This window comes from Alphaproteobacteria bacterium, from assembly GCA_019746225.1.
GTDB lineage: Bacteria > Pseudomonadota > Alphaproteobacteria > Paracaedibacterales > VGCI01 > VGCI01.
This window is the reverse complement of record JAIESE010000001.1, coordinates 1-23863: the sequence shown is the minus strand read 5'-3', so window position 1 is coordinate 23863 and position 23863 is coordinate 1. Positions and strand designations below refer to the sequence as shown.

19 protein-coding genes are annotated in these 23863 nt (G+C 42.1%); 17 read left to right on the top strand and 2 right to left on the bottom strand.

Going from position 1 to position 23863, the window contains the following annotated elements; genetic code table 11:
• Positions 1-14: 14 nt before the first annotated feature.
• Both K2Y18_00095 and pbpC read left to right on the top strand, forming a co-directional pair.
• Positions 15-5348 carry an alpha-2-macroglobulin family protein gene (locus K2Y18_00095; GenBank protein MBX9804138.1) on the top strand — a complete coding sequence of 1778 codons (5334 nt, stop codon included), beginning with the start codon at positions 15-17 and terminating at the stop codon, positions 5346-5348.
• A gap of 188 nt (positions 5349-5536) precedes the next feature.
• Positions 5537-7663: a penicillin-binding protein 1C gene (gene pbpC / locus K2Y18_00090; GenBank protein ID MBX9804137.1), complete on the top strand. Its 2127-nt coding sequence runs from the start codon at positions 5537-5539 to the stop codon at positions 7661-7663.
• Between the two features lie 30 nt (positions 7664-7693).
• Here pbpC and tpiA read toward each other — a convergent pair whose 3' ends face one another.
• Positions 7694-8410, bottom strand: a complete 717-nt coding sequence (tpiA, locus tag K2Y18_00085; protein ID MBX9804136.1) for a triose-phosphate isomerase — start codon at positions 8408-8410, stop codon at positions 7694-7696.
• A gap of 189 nt (positions 8411-8599) precedes the next feature.
• Here tpiA and K2Y18_00080 point away from each other — a divergent pair, with 189 nt between their 5' ends.
• A complete protein-coding gene (locus K2Y18_00080; GenBank protein MBX9804135.1) occupies positions 8600-10513 on the top strand; it encodes a SurA N-terminal domain-containing protein in 1914 nt (637 codons plus the stop codon).
• 56 nt (positions 10514-10569) lie between these two features.
• Positions 10570-11193: a peptide deformylase gene (locus K2Y18_00075; protein MBX9804134.1), complete on the top strand. Its 624-nt coding sequence runs from the start codon at positions 10570-10572 to the stop codon at positions 11191-11193.
• Positions 11194-11355: 162 nt separating this feature from the next.
• Here the strand turns inward: K2Y18_00075 and K2Y18_00070 are convergent, their stop codons facing one another.
• On the bottom strand, positions 11356-11859 hold the full coding sequence (locus K2Y18_00070) for a hypothetical protein (GenBank protein ID MBX9804133.1): 504 nt from the start codon (positions 11857-11859) through the stop codon (positions 11356-11358).
• Positions 11860-12215: 356 nt separating this feature from the next.
• Between K2Y18_00070 and K2Y18_00065 the strand changes: the two genes are divergently transcribed.
• The 13 genes from K2Y18_00065 to K2Y18_00005 form a co-directional block, all read left to right on the top strand.
• Positions 12216-12794 (top strand): winged helix-turn-helix transcriptional regulator, encoded by a 579-nt coding sequence (locus K2Y18_00065; GenBank protein ID MBX9804132.1) that lies wholly within the window; start codon positions 12216-12218, stop codon positions 12792-12794.
• Positions 12791-13294 (top strand): transcriptional activator RfaH, encoded by a 504-nt coding sequence (locus K2Y18_00060; GenBank protein ID MBX9804131.1) that lies wholly within the window; start codon positions 12791-12793, stop codon positions 13292-13294. Before K2Y18_00065 ends, K2Y18_00060 begins: the two co-directional genes overlap by 4 nt.
• Positions 13295-13402: 108 nt before the next feature.
• Positions 13403-15160, top strand: coding sequence for an ABC transporter ATP-binding protein/permease (locus tag K2Y18_00055; GenBank protein MBX9804130.1), 1758 nt, complete (start codon positions 13403-13405; stop codon positions 15158-15160).
• Positions 15157-16146 (top strand): SDR family NAD(P)-dependent oxidoreductase, encoded by a 990-nt coding sequence (locus tag K2Y18_00050; protein ID MBX9804129.1) that lies wholly within the window; start codon positions 15157-15159, stop codon positions 16144-16146. The genes K2Y18_00055 and K2Y18_00050 overlap by 4 nt, the downstream gene beginning before the upstream one ends.
• Positions 16146-17315, top strand: a complete 1170-nt coding sequence (locus K2Y18_00045; protein ID MBX9804128.1) for a LegC family aminotransferase — start codon at positions 16146-16148, stop codon at positions 17313-17315. Before K2Y18_00050 ends, K2Y18_00045 begins: the two co-directional genes overlap by 1 nt.
• On the top strand, positions 17305-18441 hold the full coding sequence (gene neuC, locus K2Y18_00040) for a UDP-N-acetylglucosamine 2-epimerase (hydrolyzing) (protein ID MBX9804127.1): 1137 nt from the start codon (positions 17305-17307) through the stop codon (positions 18439-18441). The genes K2Y18_00045 and neuC overlap by 11 nt, the downstream gene beginning before the upstream one ends.
• A complete protein-coding gene (gene neuB, locus K2Y18_00035; protein MBX9804126.1) occupies positions 18431-19504 on the top strand; it encodes an N-acetylneuraminate synthase in 1074 nt (357 codons plus the stop codon). The genes neuC and neuB overlap by 11 nt, the downstream gene beginning before the upstream one ends.
• Entirely contained in the window at positions 19501-20055 is a 555-nt protein-coding gene (locus K2Y18_00030) for an acetyltransferase (GenBank protein ID MBX9804125.1), read from the top strand. The genes neuB and K2Y18_00030 overlap by 4 nt, the downstream gene beginning before the upstream one ends.
• A complete protein-coding gene (locus K2Y18_00025; GenBank protein ID MBX9804124.1) occupies positions 20045-21085 on the top strand; it encodes a nucleotidyltransferase family protein in 1041 nt (346 codons plus the stop codon). Before K2Y18_00030 ends, K2Y18_00025 begins: the two co-directional genes overlap by 11 nt.
• Positions 21082-21759, top strand: a complete 678-nt coding sequence (locus K2Y18_00020; protein ID MBX9804123.1) for an acylneuraminate cytidylyltransferase family protein — start codon at positions 21082-21084, stop codon at positions 21757-21759. Before K2Y18_00025 ends, K2Y18_00020 begins: the two co-directional genes overlap by 4 nt.
• A complete protein-coding gene (locus K2Y18_00015) occupies positions 21756-22673 on the top strand; it encodes a polysaccharide deacetylase family protein (protein MBX9804122.1) in 918 nt (305 codons plus the stop codon). Before K2Y18_00020 ends, K2Y18_00015 begins: the two co-directional genes overlap by 4 nt.
• Positions 22674-22683: 10 nt before the next feature.
• On the top strand, positions 22684-23394 hold the full coding sequence (locus K2Y18_00010) for a class I SAM-dependent methyltransferase (protein ID MBX9804121.1): 711 nt from the start codon (positions 22684-22686) through the stop codon (positions 23392-23394).
• A 96-nt stretch (positions 23395-23490) separates the two neighbouring features.
• Positions 23491-23863 (top strand): hypothetical protein (locus tag K2Y18_00005; GenBank protein MBX9804120.1); only part of this gene is annotated, 373 nt, incomplete at its 3' end.

Sequence of the window (23863 nt, the reverse complement as noted above, 5' to 3'; positions counted from 1 at the left end):
GAAAGTTACTTCCCATGCGCCTCTCCCTTATCTTTGTTTTCGTCTTCAATATTCTATTCTCTTTGCCGGGAGAAGCCGCTCCTTATACGGAATGGGAGCATCAAAATGCTAAAGAGTATGTGAAGATTTTGACCGAAGCGGCAGCAAAAGCTAATAAGGGGCAGAATCAAGGAAAAGGGAAAGAAGATGCCCTTAAACGTATTAACGAAGCCAAATCTCAAGAGAAGTGGGGCATTGCCATTGCGGAATTAGAAGCGCTTGTGGGGCAAAATCCAGAAGATTTGAACTTGTGGTTAGATCTTGCCTTCACGGGGTATCGGGGGGCTCAAGAAGGGAAACCTGGGTATTATGAGATCGTCAATAAAGCCGAAAGAGCAGCAGCCTATGTTTATTTCACGTCAAAGGATACGAATCAACGCGCCCTTGCGTTGTTGATTTCGGCTGCCGTTTCGGGCTATGGAGAAACACGAGAAAAGTGTCTTGCGGAATTGGCTACCCTTGTAGATATCAAGAAGCTCCGCGAAGCAAATCTTGCGTATAAGGATCTTGCGCCTTTTGTGTTTAAAGAGCATTTGGTTGATCGGGATAGTAATACACCGCAAGTATGCTTCACCTTTTCACATCCTCTTCCAGAAAGCTTTAAACCTGCAGATTATTTTGAGGTTACGCCCAAGATTGACGGGGCCTTTCACGTTCGCAATACAAAAATTTGTTTGACGGGGATACGTTTTGGAGAAAACTACAATGTTACTGTTCGGGAGGGAATCCCAAGCCTATTCGGAGAAAAGACGACGCAAACTTCAAAGATCAGTTTCTTGGTGGATGATAAATCGCCTCGTCTCAGTTTCCCAAAACAAACTTATATTTTGCAAAAAAATGATCAGCAAATGATTCCTCTAACAGCGGTCAATGTAAAACGTGTCGAGGTGAAGGTTGTTCGGGTTAACGATCGATCTTTTGTGGAAGGATTCGGGCGTCCACATCATTCTTTGGAAGACGAGATTTCGGCTTATACTTGGAATGATATTGCGAATCGCTATGGAGAGCCGCTGTATTCAGGTGCTATGGATATTGGGGGGGAACCGAATAAGAATATTACCAAACAAATTCCTCTAAACGCGATTGTGAAGGATTTAAAACCCGGCGCTTATGGCATTTTCGTAAAAGATGCAGCAAGTAAAGACAATTACAGCTCACCAAGTGCAAGCCAATGGGTTCTGGTAACTGACATTGGGATGACTGTCTTTAAGGGAACGACGGGTTTGGATATTAACACGCGGTCCTTATCAACAGCACAAGGGATGAGCAAGATTGATGTTCACCTGTTGTCCTACAACAATCAAATATTAGCCACGCAAAAGTCCAATCCCAGTGGGTTTGTGCATTTTGATGCAGCCCTTTTGCGAGGTAAAGGGGGAAACCGCCCAGCGTTTGTTTTTGCTTATGGGGTTGATGGGAACTTCGCGGCCTTAAAACTCTCTGACCCAGCATTCGATTTGAGTGATCGGGGTGTGGAGGGGAGAAAAGTCCCAGGAACTCTTGATGCATTTTTGTACACAGAAAGGGGTGTGTATCGACCAGGAGAGACCGTTCGGGTGAATGGGCTCCTTCGAAATTTTAATGCCCAAGAAGTTGGGGCAACCCCTTTGACTTTCCGGTTAATGCGCCCCGATGAAGTTGTCGCACAATCTGATACGGTGGTGGGCAATGCCCATGGATATTATGATTTGAATTTGCCCCTATCACCCTCTGCTCGAACAGGTCAATGGACTGTGCAAGTTTTTGTAGATCCGAAAGGAGAGCCGATTGGAGAAACAAAGTTTTCTGTTGAAGATTTTGTACCAACACGTCTTCTTGTAACGTTGAAATCACCTGAAGCTCTTTTTGTTTTCGGAAAATCCCTGCCCGTTGATGTTGTTGGTCGCTATCTCTTTGGGGCGGCGGCCAGTGGCTTGGGAGGAGATGCTTCTCTTGTGATCCGTCGCCATCCAAACCCCTTTCCAATGTTTTCCGGGTATCAGTTTGGGTTGTTGGATGACAAGTTCACAACGACGCGAACCGATTTTGAGCTCGCTCCCTTGAACGAGGAAGGCAAAGGGACTTTGACGGTTACCACGGACGCCAAGCCAGAAGCAACCGTGCCCCTACAGGCTGTCATTCAAGCTGCGGTCCGGGATGCTGGCGGACGTCCACAGCTGGGAACGTTGCGTCTTGATGTCCAGAGTTTTCCTTACATGATTGGGATCAAAGGTAATTTCAAGAACGGGGCCATCGACTTTCAAGATAAAGTAGCCGAGATTGAGATCATAACGTTAAGTCCAAAAGGAGAACAAGTCGCTGAACAAAACCTACACTATACCCTTTATGCGGAAGAAACCTTTTACAATTGGGCGATGAGTGACCGCGGTGGGGCTTGGGAATACAAGCCCGTACGGGAAGATAAGCTGATTCTTGAAAATGACTTTGCAACAGCAAAAGAAGGGATCACAAAACTTTCCCTGCCGATTGAAGGCTGGGGGTATTACCGACTAGAGGTCAAAGATCCAAAGGGCGGCGCAATATCCAGTTTCCGCTTCACGAAGGGCCATTTGTCTTCAGATGCTAAAAAGGACATACCTGATAAATTGACTGTGAAACAAGATAAGTCTTCCTATGCAATTGGAGAGACGGTTCGCCTTCGGATTGAGTCGCCTTTCGATGGGGAAGGATTGTTGGTTGTGGCCAATCAGGATGTTATTGAGACACGGAATATTAAGGTGTCAAAAGCGGGAACGGAAGTTACCTTGAAGGCTGCGGAAACTTGGGGCACCGGGGCTTATGTCTTGGTATCTGGTTTCAGGCCTTTGGGGAAGTTAGAAAAAGATCCCCTTCAAAATGCTATGACGCCAAAGAGAGCAGTGGGGCTGAGTTGGGTTGCCTTGTCTCCTGAACCTCGTACCTTAAAAGTGACCTTGTCAGTACCTAAAGAAATCAAGCCTCGACAAAAGGTGGATTTGCCCCTACATGTGGACGGAACCATAAAATCTGATACCTTTGTCACTGTTGCTGCTGTTGATGAAGGTATCTTGATGTTGACGGATTTCAAAACGCCTAAACCTCAAGATTACTTCCTTGGCAAAAGAACACTTGGGGTTGAAATGCGGGATCTTTATGGAAAAATTCTGGATGCAATGCCTGGCGAAATGGGGGAACTGCGTTCTGGGGGTGATGAAGGAATTTTGGCGCGTAATTTAGCCGCTCTTTCCAAAAGATCTTTTCGAATTGTTTCGTTGTTTCAAGGACCTATTTCCCTTGACGCGAAAGGAAATGCCACAGTACCGATTGAGATTCCTGATTTTAATGGTACCCTTCGCTTGATGGTCGTTGCCTTCAATCAAAGTAGTATTGGCAGCGGGGATGCGCAACTTTTGGTTCGTGATCCCATCGTGAGCGAGCCTGTATTCCCTCGATTCTTAGGCGTCGGAGATACGTCTCAAATGAGCTTGTCCTTGTTTAATCCATCTGAAACTAAGAAGACGGTGAAGTTATCTGTAAAAGCCGAAGGTTCGATTGGGCTAGAGGATCAGGCCGAAACGGTGACTTTGGAAAAAGATGGCGCTTGGCATACCCAAATTCCTCTAAAAGGAAAATCCATAGGGGATGGGGTTGTGACGCTCTTTATTTCAGGGGATGGTTTTGAGCCAATATTACGAAGCTTTGAGATGACCGTGCGTCCTTCAACACCCCCAACTTCAATAAAAGCGACGTTATTGCTTCAACCTGGTGATACGAAGTCCCTTGATTTAAAGGACCAACAGGCTGTTCTTCCCGCCACGGCTAAGGTAATTATTTCAGCTTCAGATCAGATTCCTTGGGATTTGACAACCATCCTTTCGAATTTGATGACCTACCCTTACGGTTGTGTTGAACAAACCGTGAGTCGGGGATTTGCTGTTCTTTATAAAAAGCAAATGGGAATCCTGAAAGATTCAGAAACGCTGCAAGATTTGGATAAAGCACTGTTTAAGGTTTTTTCCATTCTGGCTGAAAAGCAGGATCGTGAGGGCGGGTTTCCCCTTTGGAGCATTTTTGAATCTGCATCAGATCCTTGGATAACAGCTTACGCTTTCGACTTTATGCAACAATCAAAAGCACTTGGTTTCAAAGTCCCAGAAAATACATTTGAGAATACCGCTCAATTTTTACGAAACTTTGTGAAATCGCAAAGCTCTAATTCTTCTGCTCAAAAATTGGCGGAAGCTTCTTATGCTGCCTCTCTTTTGGCGGGCCAAGATATCCTTGAAGATGGGGCCATTCGATATTTCTTTGACACCTATTTTGAGAAACTATCTCATCCCTTAAGCCGGGCTCAGGTCGGTCAGGCGCTTTCTAAAATTGGGGATGTTGCCCGGGCAAAAAGAGCTTTTGAAGGGATTTCGATTCAAGAGGACAAGGATCCAAAGCTTCTTCCCTATGGAACAGCGATTCGCAATAAGGCAGCTCTGATTAAGGTTTTGATTGGTACGATGAAAATTGCGCCAACTCTAACGGATTTGGGAGATATAGCTCAATCACAAATCAAGATTTTAGGACAAAGCATGACTCCATCAAATCCCTTGAGCACGCAAGAGCAAGCTTGGTTACTGCGCGCTGGGCAAGCGTTGACAACTTCACTTAAGGGGGCGGTTGAGAAGATCCAACTGGCCGTTAATGATAAGATTCTGGAAAAAGAGCGCGTGGTATCTGAAACTCTTGATGAGGTCACCCTTGCAAAGGGGGTTGTTCTGTCCAATAAGGGTAAAAGCCCTTTGTGGGTGAATACAGTCTTATATGGGTTTCCAAAAGAAGCACCCGCAGCCAGTGAGAAGGGACTTAAAGTCAAGAGAACTTATTATACTCTTGGAGGTCAAGAGGTAACCATCAATCCAAAAACAGTCCTCGCTCAAGGGGATCAATTGATCGTTGTGCTTCAAGGTGAGCTGTTGCAAGAAGCGGCTCCTGAACAAGTCAACTACATGCTTGTTGTTGATTGGCTCCCTGCAGGTTTTGAGATAGAATCTGGGCGATTTGGGACACCACCCCCAACACCTGAGGAGCAGGAGAAAAAGAGTGCGCCTAAATACCCCTGGGACGAATTAACGAGAACATTAACATCCGAAGCAAGGGATGACCGTTATGTGGCGGCGTTAAAATTATCTGAATCAGCAAAATCATTTACGTTGGCATATCGAGTTCGTGCCGTAACGCCAGGGACGTATCAGTATTCTGGTCTTCATGTTGAGGATATGTTTGTCCCGACAATTTACGCCAATACGCCGGCTGGAAAAATTGAGATCCAGGCAAAAGAGATAAAGGCAAAGGGGAAGTGAGTGGGTTGAGGTGGGTATAGATTCAACTCCATAGGTGTATAAGTTTTTTAACCCCTTACTCGCCTCTTCACTTTGTTCAGAGTCGACCTCCCTCCTTGTGGGAGAGGTCGACGCCGAGCTTAAGCGAGGTAGCGGGTGAGGGGTATTTAACTACACGCATAATATCTAGCTTGGTATAAATTCTTTTTATGAAACGATTCTTTGCAATCCTTACTGTACCTGCAGTGTTCCTCTTTGGGGTGTTCCTGTTTCTTCCAAAACTTGAAGTGCCCCCTTTTTCTCCGATTCTTCTCGATCAAGGAGGAGAGGTTCTTTGTACTCAGTTGACCAAGGATGAGAAATGGCGATTGCCGATCCAGCTTGAAGAAGTCCCCAAACTCTATTTAAAAATGTTGGTGAATTATGAGGATAAGCGATTCTATAGTCACCCTGGTGTTGACCTATTGTCGCTGGCTCGGGCTGTTTGGCAGTGTTTGAAAAATGGGCGTGTCATTTCTGGTGGATCAACCTTGACCATGCAAACGGTGCGGCTCATGAAGCCACGCCCCAGAACCATCCTCTATAAAATGGAAGAAATCCTTCAAGCTCTTCGTTTGGAATGGTCGTATTCTAAGGCAGATATCTTGAAAATTTACCTATTCTTGGCCCCTTATGGTGGCAATGTGGAGGGCATTCGGGCGGCAAGCCTTACCTACTTTGCACAAAATCCGATGCAATTAACGCCCGCCAAGATGGCTTTATTGGTTATTATTCCACAGTTGCCGACCTTATTACGGCCCCATATATATCCCCAGCGCGCGAAAGTTTTTAGGGACAAGGTTTTAACCCGCCTTGGAGAGAAAGGAATCCTAACGCCAGAGCAAGTTAGAGAAGCAATTATTGATCCCGTTCCTGCACAGCGGCATGGTTTTCCCATGCATGCGACCCATGTTATGGGGAGATTGCGCCAGCAATATCCAGCTCAATCAGTTTATAAAACGACGTTGGAGAAAAAGAAACAGGTAGCGCTTGAAACGCTTCTTCAAACGGAGAGCATGGCTTTTGAGGCCCACCAAACCGCTGCGGCTCTCATTATTGAAAATGATACCCGCCATGTTGTGGCTTACGTTGGGTCAGCACATCCCTTTAGTGAGGCCAAAAATGGGTATGTTGATATGATTCAAGCGGTTCGGTCTCCTGGATCTACTCTCAAACCCCTCATTTATGCATTGGCGTTTGAGGAGAATCTCATTCATCCAGAAACATTAATTGATGATGTGTCGACTAATTTCAACGGCTATTCGCCGGCAAATTTTCGGGAGGTCTTTCATGGAGAAGTAACGATTCGAGAAGCTCTTCAGCAGTCCTTGAATATTCCCGTTGTTCATTTGCTGGATCGTATTGGGCCGGGCAGATTTGTTGACTGGTTACGCCAATATAACGTTTTCTTGCACTTACCGAGTAAAGAAGGAATTCCAAGTCTCCCCATCGCTCTCGGGGGTGTGGGGATACGTCTTTATGATTTGGCAGCACTTTATTGCTCATTGGCAAATGAGGGGAGGTTTGCTCCCCTCACTCTTGTGCCATCCAATAAGCCGCTCACAACAACGCCTCTTGTTCAGCCTGCTGCCAGTTGGTATGTAACTCATATATTGGAAGATGCTCCGGCGCCCAGTGGCATCGTGGATTGGTTCGTGGCTGATAAAGTACCTGTGGCCTTTAAGACAGGTACTTCCTATGGGGCAAGGGATGCTCTATGTATTGGCTACACAACGGGTGTGAAGAGTTATACGGCAGGTGTTTGGACGGGTAGAGCTGATGGTAGTCCCAGTCCCAATCAGTTGGGGCGTAAAACCGCGGCGCCAATCCTATTGAAGATTTTCAATACAATACTGCAGAGTCATTCCCCTCAAAGAGGATTTTCCGATCGAGGACCGCCCCCTGGCGTGTTAGCTATTTCAGGGACCCAACTTCCTGAAGTGTTGCGTCGATTTCGAATGACGAATCAGACACCTTCTTTAAAATCCATTGCAAGATCTCAGCAGGCATCAGGACTGTTCCGAATTGTTTCTCCTCAAACTGGCACAATCTATACTTTGCAGACAAAGGTCACTTCGCCCCAATCCTATGTACCCATTCCTTTGAAAATTCAAGCGGGATCTTCCCCTTTCTTTTTCCTTGTGAATGGCCAGCCTACAAAGATAAAGATTTTACAAGATGATTCAAGGACGAATCATCGTTTTGCCTTGTGGTATCCCACAAAAATTGGTTTTTTTGAGCTGACGTTGATTGATGGAGAGGGGCACAGTGACACCGTGACGATTCGGTTGAAGTGAGGGTTAAAGAGGTGTCAACTTACACGCCCCTCATGTTGCTCCCATAATCCGTCGAAACGACTCTGCTTTGAGGCTGGCACCGCCCACTAGAACGCCGTCTACATGGGGTAAGGAGAGTATCTCGTCCGAATTATTGTCCGTGACGGAGCCTCCATAAATCAAGGGAATGGGTGAGTCTGTAGCTGTATGGAGGGCAAGATGCATCTCAATAATTTCTTCAGATGTTGGTGTTTTGCCGGTACCGATGGCCCAAACGGGCTCATAAGCAATTCGGGTATTTTGTGGGGATACGGACGGTGGCAAACTGGCGTGAAGTTGCCGGACAACTGTGTCAACCGCTTGACCAGATTCCCGGATGGCCAGGCTTTCTCCCACGCACACAATGGCAGTCATGCCTGCTGCATGAGCGGCTGAAACCTTGGCATTTACAAGGTCATTGTCTTCTCCAAATTGTGTGCGTCTTTCAGAATGCCCAATAATTACAGCGGTACAACCGAGGTCTTTGAGCATGACAGCGCTGACTTCACCAGTAAAGGCACCCTCAGGAGCGGCATGGCAATTTTGTGCCCCTAAAAGAGCTGGCGTACCGCTTAACGCTGTTCGAATGGATTCTATATAAGGGAAAGGGGGGCAAATAATAATTTGGTTAGTGATAGAGGGCAGGGTTGCCTTTAAAATGGGCATGAACCCTTCAACAAATGCTAGGGATCCATTCATTTTCCAGTTTGCAACGATAATTTTTTTCATGGCGTTTCCCTCTTCCTATTCTCATTATGATGCCAAAAACCATTGCATTTGCGTAATTCATTTATTAGAGTATGGATAGATTTTTTATATCCGACCTCAGATTGTCTGGCAAGTCTAAGCGACTTTTGAGACGGGTGCCAATAAAAAACTGTTTGATAATGTTGCCAAATGAATGAGTGTTAAAAATCCATGCTTCAAAATTTACGTGATCAATCCAAACGTTGGTATGTTAAGGCCCTTTTTGTGCTTCTTGTCGTTAGCTTTAGCATGTGGGGGGTGGCTGACATTTTCATAAATTACGTTAGTATGCGCCCCGTTGCCACAGTTGATAGCCACAACATTACCCAGGAAGAATTTGGATCACGCTATCAAAGCATGGTTACGCGAGCTCAAGAGGCCTCAAAAGGCCAACTCAAGCCGGAACAAATCAAGGAACTCAATCTGGGTCAAAAAATACTGGATACCTTGATTGATCAATCTTTGGTTGGGGTTGAGTTAAAAAAGCGTCATTTGGTTGTCACAGATGACGTGGTGCGTCGTCGAATTCAAACCATTCCCGCCTTCTTGAATGAACAAGGTGCTTTTGATAAGCGTGCTTTCGATTACTTATTGCATAATAACCATATTACGGAATCCCAATTCATTGCAGATATGCGTGTTGATTTACAGCAACAGCAATTTTTCGGTGCTTTGTTCGCTGGGATGCAGCTTCCCAAGGCCTATGTTGATCTCTTGTTTCAAGGTTTCTTTGAGCAACGTGTGTTTGCTGTTGTTACGGTTCCCTTTAGCAAAATGGTTGTAAAAGAAACGCCGAAAGATGCAGATCTGGAAAAATTCTATAAAGAGAACCCAGAAGAATTTAAGCTACCGGAGACGCGGTCTATCACCTTATTGGAAATTGACCCCAAGCTTTTGAAAGACCGGGTCGTCGTAACGCAAGACAAGTTGAGTGAAGAATATGAACGGCGCAAAGCTGATTTTGAGATCGCTGAAAAAAGAGAAGTTAAGCAAGTTAATTTTAAGGATGAAGAAGTTGCAAAAAAAGCTGTAGAGTCCATGAAAAAAGGACGGCCAGTTCCTTCAGTTGCAAGGGATTTCTCTGCAGAGTTTAAAGACCTTGGTATGGTTACCAAACAACAGTTGCCAGATTTAGTGGCAGATCAGTTGTTTGCCTCAGAGCTTGGTCAGGTCGTTGGGCCTATTTCAACGCCATTAGGTGTGTGGCAAGTCTATCTTGTCTCTAAAATTGAGCCAAGCTTTACCAAGTCATTCGTGGAAATGAGGTCCTTATTGGAGTCTGAATTAAAGACGCAATTGGCAAATGACCAAATCTATGAGCTTCGGAATAAGGTTGAAGATGCTTTAGCGGGAGGGGCCACTTTGGCAGAAGTAGCCAAAGAGCATAATTTTAAGGTTCAAGTTATCGACGTCGTTTCAAAAATGGGCAAGGATCTAAATGATAAGAGTGTATTGCCAGAAGCTGGCAGAGAGGAATTATTAGAGCAAACTTTTTCCTTACCTGAAAATTCTGACAGTGCCGTTATCGACACGAAAGAAGGAACTTCTTATGTTGTGCACGTCAATGCCATCAAGGGGGCTCATGTCCCAGATTTTACAACGATTAAGGACAAAGTTTCAAAAGCTTGGTTGCAACAAAAGCGTCTAGAATTGAGCTCTATTGTTGCCCAACAACTCGCAAAAGATGCTCGATCTGTTTCTGATTTGTCTCGATTGGCATTAAGCCGAAAGTTGTCCATTAAGATGTTAGAGCCCTTGAGCAGAATAGATTCTGAAAAAGATGACAAAATGCACAAGCAATTTTCAGGACGATTGATTAACCAAATGTTTGAGTTAAAATTTGGTAAAGCGGCACTTGGGATAACACCAGACAATAAAAATGGTGGGATACAGGTTGTGATGTTGCAAAAAGTTCTTCCTTTTGACTCGAAGCCTCTTAAAGATAAGCGTGAACAAATGGAAAAGAAACTGATCGATTTGGCTTATCAGGATGCTTCAGCTCTTTACGTGAAAAGTTTGCGAGCGCAAGCGAAGGTTTCTGTCAATCAAGCGATCTATGATTCGATCATAAACCGAGGTACTTAAGCCCACTTTAAAAAGAATCAGGTAGAAACAGTAGATTATTAAGGGAGGGTGTAAGGATGACAACAACTTTTTCTAAGGGTGTTTCAGACAAGCCTCTACCAGATTATTGCACTGTTAATCTTGAAAGCGAGCAAAAACCTCCTGTTTTGATTAAGCCATCTCGGAAGTTAACTTTTCCTTTGACACTTGAAGACTTGGATGACATTCGTATCTTAGAAGCAAAGTATGATGCAGAAGAGAATTGTGCGGGGCTTGCAGCTCCTCAAATTGGCATTGACAAGCAAATCATTGTTTTTGCAGCGCCCGAAAATCCAGGCTTAAAGAAGTGGCGACCTGATTTTACACAAACCATGGACAAAACAATTTGGATTAATCCTTCTTACGAATCTGTCGGGGAGGATAAACAAGAAGATTATGAGGCTTGTTTTTCCGTACTTGAGGTGGCAGGGCCCGTAAAACGGTACAAAAAAATTCGCTACAAAGCATTTACAATGGATGGCGAGCCTGTTGAGGGTTTGGCAGAAGGATACCTCGCGAGGCTTATTCAACATGAGACTGACCATATCAATGGAACCCTCTATATCGATTATGTTCCCCGTGAAAAGCTCTTGAAAGTTGAAGAATATCGCCAGAAAAGACGGGATGCGATGGCTGCAGCTGAAAGAGAAATTGAAAAGTGAAAAGTGAAAAATATAAGGAAACTCCTGTGTTTTCCTTATTTTGTGCGAAGAGCCCCCGACATCTCAGGGGCTCTTCGTTATGTCTAAAAAACGCCTAAAAACAATAACCTATCTTCCATTTTTGGCCTATTTAAAGTCACTGTAAATAGCATTTTAGCCCATCTATCCCCCGCGCAAAGGATGGATAGCGAGGGGTTGAAGGGGCTGAATCGGCTGCATGACGAAGCTGCGGCTATGTTCAAAATCATTCAGTTCCTTTTTCAAAGCAGCGGCACATAAGTCATTGCCAGGGGATGTATTCAAGGCTGGCTTCAGTGCGCGGGTCTCGGCCGCTTTTTCGGGGAGGACGCAGCGTGCGATAGGAGAGTTGTTGAGAAGGTGTTGTTGCTCCTGTTCATTAGCATTTTTAAAGCCGATATTATCCTTCAATTGTATTTTGGCAATAGTCTTCCAGTCTGATAAACAGATTTTTTGACATTGTTCTTGAACGGCTTTAGTCTCACATGGACCAGAAACACGACAAGTCGTTGAACAGAAATCGTTTGAGCGCAAAGGATCGCTTGGATTATCGTTGACCGTGCCTAAGGCTGCACTCATACTTAATGCTGTTGCTGAGGTGAGGAAAGTAAATTTTCGTGTGAAGAGGGTAAACTTAGACTTATTCATTTTCATGCTCCTTGTTAATGTAAATACAGCAGCTTCCATAGTCTATTAAAGCATACATAGCTTAATAAATAGTTATTTGAAAATAAAAAACAAATAAAACATATGTAACAAATTGATGTATATTATCTTGTTGATTTTATTAAAAACAGAGTTCAATTAAGAGCCATGGCTAAGGAGGTGATGTTTGGAAGAACAAGGGATAGCTTTGAGGCTTAAAATGGGTATGTGACCGTTCATAACTATGACATTTTCTTAATTTGCGGCAGAAGTTCTTGACTCTTGTATGCACGTAGATTAAGTTTTGTTCATGAACAAACGTTAATCCGTTGTTAACTTAGAGGGGTAATTTAAGAGAGATGGCCGCTTTTCAAGACACACGCGAGCAAACCGAGCAAAAAGTGATGGTGCATCTTCTGAGTGAGATTGAGCGCAGTCCATCTTTTACGCAACGGGGGTTGGCTAGTGAGCTCGGAATTGCTTTGGGGCTTATGAACCAATACTTAAAGCATTGCGTAACGAAAGGTTGGATTCGGGCGTCTCAAGTATCTCCTCGTCGCATCAAATATTTTTTAACCCCTGAAGGATTTAAAGAAAAAAGCTACATGGTGAAGGATTATTTGGCGCGTTCTATGACATTTTTTAGGGATGCTAGATCCCAATGTGAGGAGCTCCTTGAAACAAGCAAAGACCTTGGTTGGACGAACATCGCTCTTGTCGGAGAAGGTGATTTGGCTGATATAACCAAGCTTGTGGCACAAGGTACTGGCATTCGTGTTGAAGTGGTATCCGTGAATGCGGATTTCCAATCTTATGATGCTGCTTTAATCACAGATTTAATGAATCCTCAAGGTACGTATGATGTATTGAAGAACAAGGTCGATTATCCTCGCTTACTCTGCTTAAAACTTCTCCATATTTCAAAGGTGACACCATGATTACCTGGTTTGTGGCTCATACGCATGCTTTGAAAGAGTGTGTTGCTAAGCAACATTTGCTTGATCAAGGCTACGAGGTGTATTTACCTCGTTTTAAAAAAATTCGCCGCCATGCCCGCAAAGTTGAGGAAGTATTGTCTCCATTATTTCCACGTTATATCTTTTTGGGCATTGATTTGGAAAATGCATCTTGGCGGAGTGTTAATGGAACTCGTGGGGTTTCCTATTTGTTGATGACCCAAGACTCGGTTCCGGCGCGTATTCCCAGTCGTATTATAGAGGAATTGCGTTCACAAGAGATTGATGATGGCATTCTGCCTGTTGCAAGTCTCAGTACTTTTGTAAGGGGTGAGAGAGTGCGTATTATGGAAGGTGCTTTTAAAGATCATGTGGCAACATATGAGGTTTTAGATGATAAAAGTCGGGTTCATCTCTTGCTGACTTTTATGGGAAGAGAAATGCAAATGACTCTTCCAACTTATGCTGTGGAAGCAGCGTAATTATCGTTTGCATTAAGCGCTTTTGCGTTTTATGTGTATGAATATTAATCCTTCGCAGTCTCGGTGATTTCACCCGGACTGCGGCAGCTATGGTAAGTTAAAAATATAGTGTCAACACCTTCAATTTATTCAGCAATTCAAAAACTCAGATCCCTTCTCACGAGAGAAGAAAAAATTAAATGGTTGGGGATAATGGGATTTGCGCTCGTGACTTCATTGCTCGAAGTGCTGACAGCAACAGTGATCGTTGTATTTGCTCAAGTTTTGAACCAGCCAGAGTCGGGGCAAAAATACTTAAAAAGATTAGGGATTCTTCAGGAAATATCACCAGGCCGGGTAGTTTTGTATATCGCTATGATTGTGGGTGCCGTGTATCTCATCAAAAATTTAGTTGCAGCTGCAGAAGTATTTTACCAAAATTTTTCAATTCAGAAAATGAATTATCACTTTAAAAACAAGCTTCTTCATCGGTATGCTGAGGCCGATTATGGATTTTACCTTACCCGCAATTCGTCCCTTGGTATGCAAGTGGTGGGTGGTGATGCGGAACAGATGTTTTCTGCAGGTATGGTTTCAATTGCAAGTATTATATCAGAAAGCATTGTTTTCTTGTGCCTGATTTCAATGGTTATCTACATGAACCCATCTTTAGCCCTCACAATATTTGGAATTGGGGCAATTTTTTCAGTGGGAGTTGCAAAAGGTGTTCTGCCCCGTTTTTATAGGTTTGGCCTAAAACTACAAGAGGCAACGGGTGGTGCTCATCATAATTTGCTTCAATTTCTTCATGCTTTTAAAGAAATTATCTTGTTGGGGAAGCGAGAAGCATTCATCAATGCTTTTGAGTACTATTCTTGCAAAAAATCAAAAATATTAGCTATTCAAACTGCCGTTAATGCCTTGCCACGGATGGTCATTGAGATCTTATTTGTAGGTATTTTTGTAACAACAATAGCATTCTTGTGCCTGGAACAAGACAGTCCCGTTGAAATGATGGGTATTTTGGGTGGCTATCTTTACGCAGGCTTTCGCCTTATGCCGGGGCTTAATCGCATGATTAATCAGCTTAATATTTTTAAGTCTGTTATTCCTTGTATTGAGCGTGTTCATCATGAATATATGACCGCGGCTGCAAAAGAAAACTACATCGACGTTCCTAACTTTCAGTTTAAGGAAGGAATTCGGTTTAACAATATGAGTTTTAGATATTTAAACACTAAAAAATATGCCCTTTCTGATATCAATCTCGAAATTAAAAAGGGTGAATGTGTTGGTATTGTAGGTGAAACAGGTTCTGGAAAATCTACGCTAGTGGATCTTATTTTAGGCCTCTTAAAGCCCTCTGAAGGGTCTATTCTGGTCGATGGAAAATTTCCTGTTCATTCCTACCAATGGCATCAGAAGATTGGGTACGTCCCGCAAAGCGTCTATCTTACGGATGATACCATTGAGGCTAACATTGCCTTTGGTGAAAAAGAAGTGGATGACTCCCGTCTTGATCGGGCTATTGATGCAGCGCAGCTTCGTAAATTTATGAATGCTCTTCCGGAGGGAGCTAAAACGATTGTGGGGGAGCGAGGTGTTCGATTATCCGGTGGTGAGCGTCAGCGTATTGCTATTGCAAGGGCATTGTATCGCAATCCAGAAGTATTGATATTTGATGAAGCTACCTCAGCGTTAGATAATGATACGGAGGCCCGTTTGATGGATACGATCCATGCTGTTAGCCAAGATCGAACTGTCATTATGATTGCCCACCGGTTATCAACATTAAAGGACTGTGACAGAATATTGGAATTCAGCGGGGGTAAGTGTATGACAAATAATAGCGAACTTAAGCATTCAAAGACGGAGAATGCACGATGAGTAAGAAAATTTTGGTTACCGGCGCGGATGGGTTCATTGGATCACATCTTGTTGATTTATTAGTGAAAAAGGGGAGCAAGGTCAAAGCATTTTGCTTGTATAACTCGTTTAACGATATTGGTTGGTTGAAAGATCTCGATCGTTCTGTTTTAAAAAATATTGAAATATGTTTAGGCGATATAAGAGATTTAGACTCAATCAAGAAAGCAAGCAATGGGGTCGAGTGCATATTTCATCTAGCATCTCTTGTAGCTATCCCCTATTCATATAACGCTCCTGAATCTTACATTGATACAAATATCAAAGGGACCTTCAACGTTTTGAGAGCCGCCTTGGATGCTAACGTTTCTCAAGTTATTCATACTTCTACGAGTGAAGTCTATGGAACTGCTCAATTTGTGCCAATTCCGGAGACTCACCCTTTGGTGGGCCAATCCCCCTACTCAGCTTCTAAAATTGGCGCGGACCAAATGGCGCATTCATTTTATTGCTCATATGGATTGCCAGTATCGACTGTGAGACCTTTTAATACCTATGGTGCAAGACAATCGGGCAGAGCGATAATCCCAACAATTATTGGACAAGCATTGTTAAATAATAAGACATTGAAGCTTGGCAACACAAAGGCGACACGTGACTTTAGTTATGTGACAGACACTGTTGAGGGGATGGCATCCTTCTTGGGTAATGAAAAAACCTTTGGCCAAACCATTAACCTTGGCACAGGCGTTGAGGTTTCCATTGATGATCTTGTAAGTCTTATTTCAGAGCTTTCAGGAGTTAACCTCTCCATTGAGTTAGATGAGCAAAGATTGAGGCCGGAAAAAAGTGAAGTTGAACGGCTTTGTTCAGACATTTCAAAGGCAAAGGACATTTTAAATTGGCACCCAAAAGTTGATTTAAGATCTGGCTTAGCATTAACGCTTGACTGGTTTAAAAATCGCCCCGCCCAAGAAAGAGCAAGTGATATAGGATATGTAATTTAATGACACACTCTTTCAACTTTTTGAGCTGTCTTAAAAGAGCACTCCCTGAAAAACATGATTCCTTAGGCCTACATGAACCCTTCTTTGATGGGATGGATGCTGATTACGTTGCCCAATCTGTCCGTTCAGGATGGGTATCCTATCAAGGGCCGATGGTCAAGGAATTTGAAGAAAATTTATCGACCTATTTAGGAGGTTCTTACGTAATAAGTGTCGTCAATGGAACTGCGGCCCTCTTTATTGCTCTCAAGGCTCTTGAAATTGGACAAGGGGACGAGGTCATTATTCCCTCCATTACCTTTGCAGCTACTGCGAATGCAGTTCACCATGTAGGTGCCGTCCCCCACTTTGTTGATGTTAGTACGCAAACCTTAGGGATCGATTCTGTTAAATTAGATAAATATCTTGAAGAGATTGGCCAATTAAACTTTGAGGGTGTCTTCATTAATAAGAAGACACAGCGACCCATCAAAGCAATAATACCGGTGCATGTTTTAGGGGCTTCCCTCAATTTTGAGGAACTCAGCGAAGTTGCCCAAAAGTATAACTTGCAAGTTGTTGAAGATGCAGCGGAGGCCCTTGGGTCAAATTTCGGGCAACAAAAACTTGGAACCATTGGCCGCTTGGGGATATTAAGTTTTAATGGTAATAAAATTATTACGACTGGTGGCGGGGGAGCCATTGTTACCAAGGATTTAGAAATGGCTAATAAAATACGCCACATCGTAACAACCGCGAAGATACCCCATGCTTACGAGTTCGAGCACGATATAATCGGTTACAATTTCCGTTTACCAAGCTTGAATGCTGCCTTGGGTGTTTCTCAACTGAAAAAAATTGACGCCCTATTGCACAAGAAGCGTACGCTATTCGAAACCTATCAAAGGACATTTAAAGAATTTGAGATGGGGGAGATGTTCGATCCAGATGTTTATGGAAAGGCAAATTGTTGGCTAAATGCTATTGTTCTCAAACCAGAATGTGCCCCTTTCAAAAACGAGATTATTGAGTCCGCCCTCAAAGAAGGCATTGCTCTGAGGCCGCTTTGGAAGCCTCTCCACATGCTCGCAATGAATACTTCATGCCCCCGGTCAGATTGTTCAAATGCCGAGAATCTCTATGGCAGAGTCGTTTGTCTTCCCAGCAGTGCGTTTTTGAGTGATGTCTAAAATAGCTGTCATTACAGGGAATCGCGCAGACTATTGGCTTCTAAGGCCTCTCATGAGTTTACTACAAGCTTCTCAACGTACAGAATTATCTATCATTGCAACCGGTGCCCACTTGAAAGACAATGGTTTGCAGGTTATTGAAAAAGATGGTTTTAAGGTTGCAGCTGTCGTCGAGTGTTCTCCTCAAGAGGATACCCATTTTTCGATGACTCAAGCCATTGCAACGGGCATTCATGGTTTCGCAAGCACATTTCAAGACCTCTCTCCAGACCTTGTTGTCTTGCTGGGCGATCGATTTGAAACATTAACAGCTGCCATTTCTGCTTATGGGCAAAAAATTCCAATTGCTCACATTCATGGAGGAGAAGTAACCTTTGGGTCTCTTGATGAAGGTTTTCGACATGCGATCTCCAAATTCTCCCATATTCATTTTGTAAGTCATCAAAGTTACGCAGATCGGCTGATACGTATGGGTGAGGCACCAGAGACCGTGCATGTTGTCGGGGCTATTGGACTCGATAATTTGGCAAATTTAGAGGTTAAACAAAAAGATCACCTTTTAGAGGAGTTATCCCTTCCTAGTGGGGACTACATCTTAGTGACGTTACATTCTTCTACCCTAGATGATAAGCCGTCAAATGAACGGGCAACGGCGCTCATTGAAGCCTTAGATTCATTCAAAGAGAATGCCATTCTCATTACAATGTCAAATCCAGACCCAGGTGGTCAAATCCTCAACACGATGTGGCAGGAGTGGTCCAATCAGCAGCCTGAAAGAGTTTTTCTTATTCCGACATTGGGTGATAACTACCTTCAAATGGTAGCGCACGCACAGATTGTCATTGGAAATTCTTCCAGTGGTATTTTGGAAGTCCCCTATCTGGATACGCCAGTGATCAACATTGGAAAGCGCCAGGAAGGACGTGTCATGCCTGATGGTATCATTCAATCAGACTATAATGCGACAAGCATCAGAAATGCGATTCAATCTTGCAAGCTAGGCTTGAAATCAAAAAGTTCTCGGATTTATGGTACTCCAGGTGATGTGGCTCCTAAGATCTGTCGCGTACTGGAAGCGACGTCGTTTAACAATATTATCTATAAGAAGTTTTATGATGCAGAATAATCGAACATATATCATTGCTGAAGCTGGTGTTAATCACAATGGTCAAATGGATCTGGCAAGAGAGCTGGTAGATCAAGCCGCAGAAGTCGGTGCGGATGCCGTCAAGTTTCAGATTTTTCAAACCGCCAAAATTGTTCACCCGATGACGCCCAAAGCAAATTACCAGTTGCAGGAGAATGACAAGGAAACTCAGCATGACCTTCTCCAAAAACTTGAGCTCAGACCCGAAGATTATCAGGAGCTTTGCGAAAGAGCGAAAGAAAAGGGGATTGATTTTTTGTCCACGCCATTCGACCTAGAAAGCCTTGATTTCTTGGTGTCTCTTGGCGCCAATATCATAAAGTTTTCATCTGGTGATTTGACTTATGGCCCCCTATTGTTGAGAGCAGCCCAGTTGAACAAAAGCGTTCTTATCTCTACGGGCATGGCCACCCTGGAAGAAATAGAAAGTGCGCTTGCTGTTTTGTATTATGGCTACACATACCCAGGTGAAACGCCAAAAAGCTTTGCCCATATTCTTGAGTGTTACAACAATTCTCAAACAAAGACGATTTTAGAAGACAAAGTCGTGTTGTTTCATTGCACTTCCGAGTATCCTGCACCCTTTGATGAAATAAACCTAAATGCTTTGGAAACTATGAAGCAGAAGTTTGGTTTAAAAGTCGGGTATTCCGATCATTCGGTGGGAATTTTGGTTCCGATCTTGGCTGTTGCTAAAGGCGCCACGATGATTGAAAAACACTTTACGCTCGATAAATCTCTTGAAGGTCCTGATCATAGCGCATCTATCGATCCACGTGAATTTGGGGAAATGGTGGAAAACATACGTTTGACAGAGAAAATATTGGGAAGCCACGATAAAAAGCCGTCACCCTCAGAGCTCAAGAACAAACCCCTTGTTCGCCGGGGATTATATGCCGCCCAAGATTTGAAAGAAGGTCAAATATTGGGGAAGAATGATATCTTAAGTGTTCGCCCTGAATCTCGCCTATCACCGTTGAGTTTTTGGGAGTTGACTGGCAAACCATGTTTAAAAAATGTTGGAAGTCTGGAGTCCCTATGAGCTATGTTATGATTGGTGCCGGTGGGCATGCGGGGGTTGTTTTAGAGATTGCAAAGCTCAATGGACTAGAGTTTGTAGGGTTTGTTGATCCAAAAGTCGAAAACTTTGGGCTTTTGGCAAAGCTTACAGATGGGTCTTTTACACAATGCATTATGGGAATTGGTGGAGTGAAGCCAGACCAGCTCAAGCAAAGGTATAATTTGTATTTGCGGTACAAGAATGAGGGGGCCTCTTTTCGAAATATCGTATCTCCTTTGGCGATTGTTTCTGAAAATGCTGACCTTGAGGGCGGAATATTTATCAACCATGGGGCCATCGTGCAAACGAAGGCAAAGCTTGGGGATGGCGTCATTATTAATTCAGGAGCCATCATAGAGCATGACGTTGTCATCGGTGAGGGGAGTCACATAGCCCCAGGTGCTATTGTTTTGGGTGGCGCTCAAATCGGACGGTTTTGTATGGTTGGCGCCGGAGCCGTCATACTCCCCGGAACCGTAATCGAGAATGAACAATTGGTTCCAGCAATAACGAGATACAAAAATGCAGAATAATTGGAGTCGTATCGCCTTAAAATCCGATGTCAGTATCAAAAGTGCTATGGAAGTTTTGGATGCTACGGGTTTACGTATTGTTTTAATAATTGATGAAAATGGGCATCTTTTGGCAACTGTTACCGATGGTGACATTAGAAGAGGTTTGCTTAAAGGGATAGGTCTCTCCTCTCCTGTTTCTGAAATAATGAATAATAACCCAATTTCTTTGTCCTCTGATCTTACAAAGGGTGAAATACTTGATATTTTGAAACATACCGGTGTTTTAGCTGTTCCCTTAGTTGGTGAAGATAAAAAAGTAATAGGACTGGAGACAATTGATAGTATAGATGAGAATCTGGATACAGATGCTTGTGTTGTTTTAATGGCTGGGGGATTTGGCAAAAGGTTAATGCCACTTACAAACGCTCTACCCAAGCCAATGCTTCCGATAGATGGTAGGCCAATTATTGAACATATTGTGGAAAATTTAAGGTTGCAAGGCTTTAAGAAATTTATTATTGCCATGCATTACAAATCCGAAATGATTCAAAATCACTTCCAAAAAAAGCAATTTTCAGATATCACTCTTGATTGCATTCATGAAACTGAACCCCTAGGAACTGCTGGTGCTCTATACCTATTAAAAGAAAAAATAAACACCGATTTTATTGTTATGAACAGTGATCTGGTAACTAAAATAAATTTTAGGAATTTATTACTGTTCCATCAACAACATAAGGGAATTGGGACCATCTGTACAAAGGACTATCAGTTCCAGGTCCCCTTTGGGGTTGTATGCAGTGATAAAATGAAACTCTCCAGAATAATTGAAAAGCCAACCTATTCCTATTTAGTAAGTGCAGGAGTATATTGTTTTAGTAGTGAAGCACTTAAATATATCAAAACTAACGAATATTTAGATATGCCTACATTTTTGCAAAATCTCGTTGACAAAAAACAAAATATTAACATATTTCCCATACATGAGCATTGGATGGATATAGGTAATATGAGTGATTACCAAAAAGCACAAATGGTAAACTCATGACAACGATTGCTACTATATGCGCAAGGGGAGGCTCAAAAGGGCTTCCCAATAAAAACATCTTAGATTTTTGTGGGAAGCCATTAATAGCACACACAATTATCCAAGCTTTAGGGTGTGAATTCATAAATGAAGTTATTGTTTCAACGGATAGTCAAGAAATTGCTGAAATAGCCCTTAAATACGGTGCAAATGTACCTTTTCTAAGGCCACCGCATCTTGCAGAAGATGATACAGGAAAATTACCCGTTATACAGCATTGTTTAGACTTTCTAATATCCCAAGGCAAGACTGTGGCAAAAGTCATTGATTTGCAACCAACAACTCCTCTTAGAAACACTTCTGACATCAAAGCATGTTATGATTTATTAACAGATGAAGTTGATGTAGTGTTTTCTGTTTATGAAACCGACAAAAATCCTTATTTTTCTTTGGTTGAAATCAATGATGAAGGGCAGGCTAAACGCTCTAAAACCCTGGATGTGGAGTTTCAAAGACGGCAAGATGCTCCAAAAGCTTATGCTCTTAATGGTGCCGTATATGTATGGCATTGCCATACTCTTCCTTTAGGTCTTTGGTCAGGCCGCTCTCAGTGCTACGTCATGCCAAAAATAAGATCCGTTGATATTGATGATGCATTAGATTTTGAAATAGCAAGGTTTTTAGCCACACAATGAAAAGCATTGCTCCCTCTGTCATGTTTCATCATTTTCATGGGATGCATCATTATTGTTCTCAAGGATCAATTTCTGCAGAAGATTTACATCTTCTCATAAAAAAAATAAAAAAAGCCTTTAACATTATAAGTGCGGAACAGTACATGGAGAAGCATTTTTCTGGCACTCTTAACCCAACAGATATATGCTTTACTTTTGATGACGGACTTTTGTGTCAATATGACATTGCGCTTGACGTTTTGGATTATTGGAGGATTAAGGCTTTTTGGTTTATTCCTTCAGAAGCCATAGAGAAACAACAGGGCAATTTAGAAGTTTATCGATATTTTAAGTCGGTTTATTTCAAGAATGAAGAAGAGTTTTATCAAATCTTTTTTTCAAGGCTTGATAGACATGGTATGGATTTGCAAAAAGTGAGAGAATTATTTTCTGAAAAAAATCATCTAGGAGAATTTAGTTTCTACTCTCAAAATGATCGGTTTTTTAGGTATTTGCGTGATGTAACGCTTGGTCCACAAAAATATTTTGAAATGATGGACTCACTTCTCCGGGAATACAACGTAGACAAAAAGCAAATTTCTTGTAAATTGTGGCTTACAGAAAAGCATTTATTGGACCTTTCTTCACATGGTCATATTTTGGGGGCTCATTCTTATACGCATCCAACAAATTTATCCTGTTTATCGCGAACACAACAGGAGGACGAATATGCAAGCAATATCAAGCACTTAAAGGAATTTTCAACGCAGAATATTTATGCAATGGCCCATCCATGCAATTCTTATAATCAGAAAACACTAGACGTATTAAAAAAACTTGGTATCCAAATTGGATTTCGTTCAAACAATAAATTGTGTGATTTTACAAGCCTTGAACTACCACGCATAGACCATACTGAAATTTTATCAATATAGGAGAATATAAATGGATAATTTATCGAACAAAAGACTAGATAATTTTTATGTTGAGGAAGATCATGTTTTAAATCCTAAAGAATATTTTAAAAGTGCTCTTGCGATGATTCAATCTCATTTAGAAACTTCTAAAAAACATTCTCTACTAGATATTGGTTGCGCAGCAGGAGATTTTATTAGATTTGTTGCACAACACTATCCAGATTGGGAATATACAGGAATAGATTTGTTTGATAGAAATCTAAACGAGGCAAAAAAAAGATATCCTAACGGAGATTTTTTAAAGTTTGATATGTGTGACACTAATGTATTAAATATAAAAAGCTTTGATGTTGTCACTATGTTGGGAACATTAAGTATTTTTAATACGACACAATGGATAAAGAATTTTGCACACTTTTTGGGAGCAGGATCTAAAGGAATTATTTTTGGCATAGTGAATCCATATCCCTACGATGTTTTTATGTCTCTTAAAAAATTTGGGAATTCTGAGTTTGAATGCGGATGGAACTCCTGGTGTTTTGAGACTATACAACATGAATTTGAAAAGTTAAACTGTATTACAAAGATATCTAGATGGCAAATCCCTGTCTTAGTTCCCGAGAAAACCGATGATCCACTTCGTTCCTGGACGATTCCTCTTGCTGATGGATCAAATCTTATCACTAATGGATCTAGGGTAATACATGATTTTGCATTTCTAACAGTCGTTAGAAGTTGATAGAATTGAAGGTATGCAGAGTGTCTATTAGATGTTTCTATTCATATGATTTGTTATATGCATCAGAATTTATCAACTCACAAAAAGAGCTATTTAATGGATAAAAGATACTCAAATAAACATGTCATGGAATTGTTAAATGAAATTGAAACAAAATTTCCTGTGGAAAAATGGACCATCTTAAATATTCACATATGGCCAACTATAAGGAATTCTTTTTGTTGGCTGATTCTTAAGTCTCATGAAACACCTTCTTTAGAGATAAAAAGGAAAGATAAAATTAAGTTTTCTCAAAAAATTAAATTATTAATTTGTACATTTGGAAGTTTAGTGGAATTGATGATACACTTTTTCACAACACAGAAGGCTCAAACACTTTTTTTAAGTGATGGTATTTCAAAATTTAAAATAAATAATACATACTATGATAAATTTTGTGACCCAATTTGTGACTTGAAAAAAATATCGC